Origin of the sequence: Streptomyces capoamus, from assembly GCF_014654935.1 — a bacterium.
Lineage (GTDB): Bacteria > Actinomycetota > Actinomycetes > Streptomycetales > Streptomycetaceae > Streptomyces > Streptomyces capoamus.
Genome location: NZ_BNBF01000017.1, coordinates 203593 through 207455, shown reverse-complemented (window position 1 = coordinate 207455; position 3863 = coordinate 203593). Strand labels below are relative to the sequence as shown.

Annotated in this window: 4 protein-coding genes; 2 read left to right on the top strand and 2 right to left on the bottom strand. The window is 71.6% G+C overall.

Annotated elements, in window-relative coordinates:
* The coding region (locus tag IE312_RS25730; RefSeq protein WP_189984697.1) for a maltotransferase domain-containing protein at nt 1-572 on the bottom strand (572 nt) is incomplete at its 3' end.
* A gap of 109 nt (nt 573-681) precedes the next feature.
* Nucleotides 682-981 (bottom strand): DUF5133 domain-containing protein, encoded by a 300-nt coding sequence (locus IE312_RS25725; protein WP_189984696.1) that lies wholly within the window; start codon nt 979-981, stop codon nt 682-684.
* A 303-nt stretch (nt 982-1284) separates the two neighbouring features.
* On the opposite strand from IE312_RS25725, the gene IE312_RS25720 reads away from it, so the two are divergent.
* Both IE312_RS25720 and glgX read left to right on the top strand, forming a co-directional pair.
* Nucleotides 1285-1797 carry a pep a2 gene (locus tag IE312_RS25720; protein ID WP_189984695.1) on the top strand — a complete coding sequence of 171 codons (513 nt, stop codon included), beginning with the start codon at nt 1285-1287 and terminating at the stop codon, nt 1795-1797.
* Nucleotides 1794-3863, top strand: a 2070-nt coding sequence (glgX, locus tag IE312_RS25715) for a glycogen debranching protein GlgX (protein WP_229900419.1), incomplete at its 3' end; no start/stop codon positions are given. The genes IE312_RS25720 and glgX, both read left to right, overlap by 4 nt.

The window sequence follows — 3863 nt, the reverse complement described above, 5'->3', positions numbered from 1 at the left end:
AGCGGCATCGCGTCCGACGCGGTGACCAGCTCCCGCAGCGGATGACGGGCCAGCACCGCCTCCACCTCCGGCGCCAGCGCGGCCTTCAGCCGGTCGTGCACCGACAGGGAGTCGTCGCCGAGGGCCTGCGCGGCGGCCAGCACCAGTTGGCGCTCGGGGCCCTTGGGCACCCCGGCGGCGGCCCGCTCGTACAGCTCGGCGCCCTCCTCCAGCACCAGGCCCGTGTCGATCCCGGCCGGCACCTTCACGGACGCGGTGTGCCGCCACGTCGCCAGCGGATGGCTCCAGGTCTCCACGCGGAAGGTCCAGCGGCCGGTCGAGTCCGGGGTGACCTCGGCACCCCAGCGGTCGCTGCCCGGGGACAGCTCCCGCATCGGTGTCCAGGGGCCGCGGCGGCCCCGGGGATCGCGCAGGACCACGTTCGCGCCGACGGCGTCGTGCCCTTCGCGGAACACGGTGGCCGTGACCTCGAAGGTCTCCCCGGTCACCGCCTTCGCCGGGCGCCTGCCGCACTCCACGGCCGGCCGGACGTCGCGTACCGGTACACGGCCGATGGCCGGGGTCCTGCGCATGTATCTCACCTCCGCCGTGCGCGGAGCCGGGCACCCGGCCCGGCTCCGCGATCCAGGGATCGGGCCGGCGTGCGCCGGTCCCGAGAGGAACGCCTTGTACGGTGCCAGGTCAGGGGCTTGGCGCCGTGGAACGCCGCTCCGGTGGCGGCGCTCTTCTGGCCGCCCGACGCGGCTGGGGCCGTCCGTCCTGCTCGCGCAGGTAGGTGACCAGGTTGGTGCGCAGGTAGCGCTCGGCGGCGTCCGCGGCCTCGCGGGCGCAGCGCTTGCCCATCAACACGCACAGCGTGTAACCCGAGTCCTCGAAGGTGGCCCGGACCGTGCGGTCGTAGGGCGAGGCGAGCAAGACGCGCTCCCACGCCCGGTAACGCCGCAACTGCCGGGCCACTTCGGCCTTGGCGGGTAGCAGCATGGCCCTCATTCACCTTCCACGCTCTCGACTGGGCGCGTTCCCGACGGTCGGGTGGTGTCCGCGCAGGGGAGGGCGCGGCACCGTTACGGCGATCGAGGCTTTCACTTATGGTGCACGCGCGACGACGCAGCGTCTTGTTGGAGCTTCAACCGATTGGGGTGTCGGTGGCTCGTGTTGCACGAATGGCGTAGTGCCCTCACCGTGGAAGTGACTCAGAAGCGATCAACGCTCACGCTGGGTGTCCGGGATCCCTCCCGGACGGGCGAGGGGAGCGAGAGCTTCGCCGGTGAGGAGCTAGCGACGATGAAGACCGCAGTGCCCTGCTACTACCACCTCGACGTGGAAGTCAGCCCGGAACGGGTGGGACAGGTCAGCCGCATCCTGGCCGCCCACCTCCGCCACTGGGACCTCGACAACCTGGTGGCCCCCGTCTGCCGCGGCGCCGAACTGCTGCTGCGGGCGATCGACGAGCACGCGAAGGACAAGCACACCTCCATCGAGATGTGGTGGAACGGCCAGCACCTCATCACCGCCTTCGGTGACGACGACCCCGATCTGCGCCCGGACACGGACCTGCGGTCCTGTCTGGCGGACATCGCCGCCATGAGCGACGGCTGGGGCTGCTGCGCCTCGGACACCGGCAGCAAGATCATCTGGTTCTCGCAGCGCGCCCGGGCCGGCCAGCGGGTCCCGCTGGTACCCGTCGCCCCCTTCCCCGCCCTGCGGGAAGGGCTCCGGGTGCCGCGCGAGGAGGCCGTGGCCGTGCTGGCCGCGCCGGCACACGCCGCGGACGACGCCCTCGAGGGCCGCCGGTGACCGCCCGTACGTCCCGCGCAGGGGTGCCCGTGTGGAGCGGGCACCCCTACCCGTTGGGCGCCGTGTTCGACGGACAGGGCACCAACTTCGCCCTGTTCAGCGAGGTCGCCGAGCGCGTCGAGCTGATCCTGGTGGACGACGCCGGCGCCCTGACGCCCGTCCGGCTGCACGAGGTCGACGGCTTCGTGTGGCACGCCTACCTGCCCGGTATCGGCCCCGGCCAGCGCTACGGCTACCGGGTGCACGGACCCTGGCAGCCGGCGCTCGGCCACCGCTGCAACCCGGCCAAGCTGCTGCTCGACCCCTACGCCCGGGCCGTGGACGGCCAGATCGACAACCACGCCTCGCTGTACGAACGCGCCCCGGACGGGCCGGCCCCGGCCGACAGCGCCGGGCACTCCATGCTGGGCGTGGTCACCGACCCCTTCTTCGACTGGGGCGACGACCGCCCGCCCCGGACGTCGTACACCGACTCGGTGATCTACGAGGCCCACGTCCGCGGCCTCACCATGACCCACCCGGACGTCCCGCGGCGGCTCCGCGGCACCTACGCCGGCCTCGCGCACCCCGCTGTCACCGACCACCTCACCTCGCTCGGCGTGAGTGCCGTCGAGCTGATGCCGGTGCACCAGTTCGTCCAGGACGGCGTGCTGCAGGACCGGGGCCTGTCCAACTACTGGGGCTACAACACCATCGGCTTCTTCGCCCCGCACAACGCCTACGCCGCCTTCGGCACCCGCGGCCAGCAGGTCAACGAGTTCAAGGCCATGGTGAAGGCGCTGCACGCGGCCGGCCTCGAAGTCATCCTGGACGTGGTCTACAACCACACCGCCGAAGGCAACGAACGGGGCCCCACCCTGTCCTTCCGGGGCATCGACAACGCCTCGTACTACCGCCTGGTCGACGGTGACTGGGCGCACTACTACGACACCACGGGCACCGGCAACAGCCTGCTGATGCGCCACCCCTACGTGCTGCAGCTGATCATGGACTCGCTGCGGTACTGGGTCACCGAGATGCACGTCGACGGCTTCCGCTTCGACCTCGCGGCCACCCTGGCCCGGCAGTTCCACGAGGTGGACCGGCTGTCGGCGTTCTTCGACCTGATCCAGCAGGACCCGGTGATCAGCCGGGTCAAGCTGATCGCCGAGCCCTGGGACGTGGGCGAGGGCGGCTACCAGGTGGGCAACTTCCCTCCGCTGTGGTCGGAGTGGAACGGCAAGTACCGCGACGCCGTGCGGGACTTCTGGCGGGCCGAGCCCGGCTCGCTCGGCGAGTTCGCCTCCCGGCTCACCGGCTCCTCCGACATCTACCAGCACAGCCGGCGCCGACCGCGCGCGAGCGTCAACTTCGTCACCGCGCACGACGGGTTCACCCTGCGCGACCTGGTGTCGTACAACGACAAGCACAACGAGGCCAACGGCGAGGACAACCGCGACGGCGAGAGCAACAACCGGTCCTGGAACTGCGGGGCCGAGGGCGAGACCGACGACCCGGCCGTCCTCGAACTCCGCGCCCGCCAGCAGCGCAACCTGCTGGCCACCCTGCTGCTCTCGCAGGGCATCCCCATGCTGTGCCACGGCGACGAACTCGGCCGCACCCAGCGCGGCAACAACAACGCCTACTGCCAGGACAACGAGATCTCCTGGGTGGACTGGGACCTCACCGACGGACAGCGCGGCCTCGCCGAGTTCACCCGGCACCTGATCGCGCTGCGCGCCGCACACCCGGTGCTGCGCCGGCGGCGCTTCTTCCGCGGCGAGACCGCGACCAACGCCGAGCAGCCGCTGCCCGACCTGATGTGGCTCAGGCCCGACGCCCGCGAGATGACCGGCCGGGACTGGCAGCGCGGCGACGCGCACTCGGTCGGTGCGTTCCTCAACGGCGACGCCATCGCCGAGCGGGACCCCTACGGCCGGCGCATGACCGACGACTCGTTCCTGCTGCTCGTCAACGGCTACTGGGAGCCGGTCGTCTTCCGTCTCCCCGACGGATCCTTCGGCGAACGCTGGACCGCCCTCGTCGACACCGCCGACCCCGACGGCATCCCCGACGAGCGCGAGCAC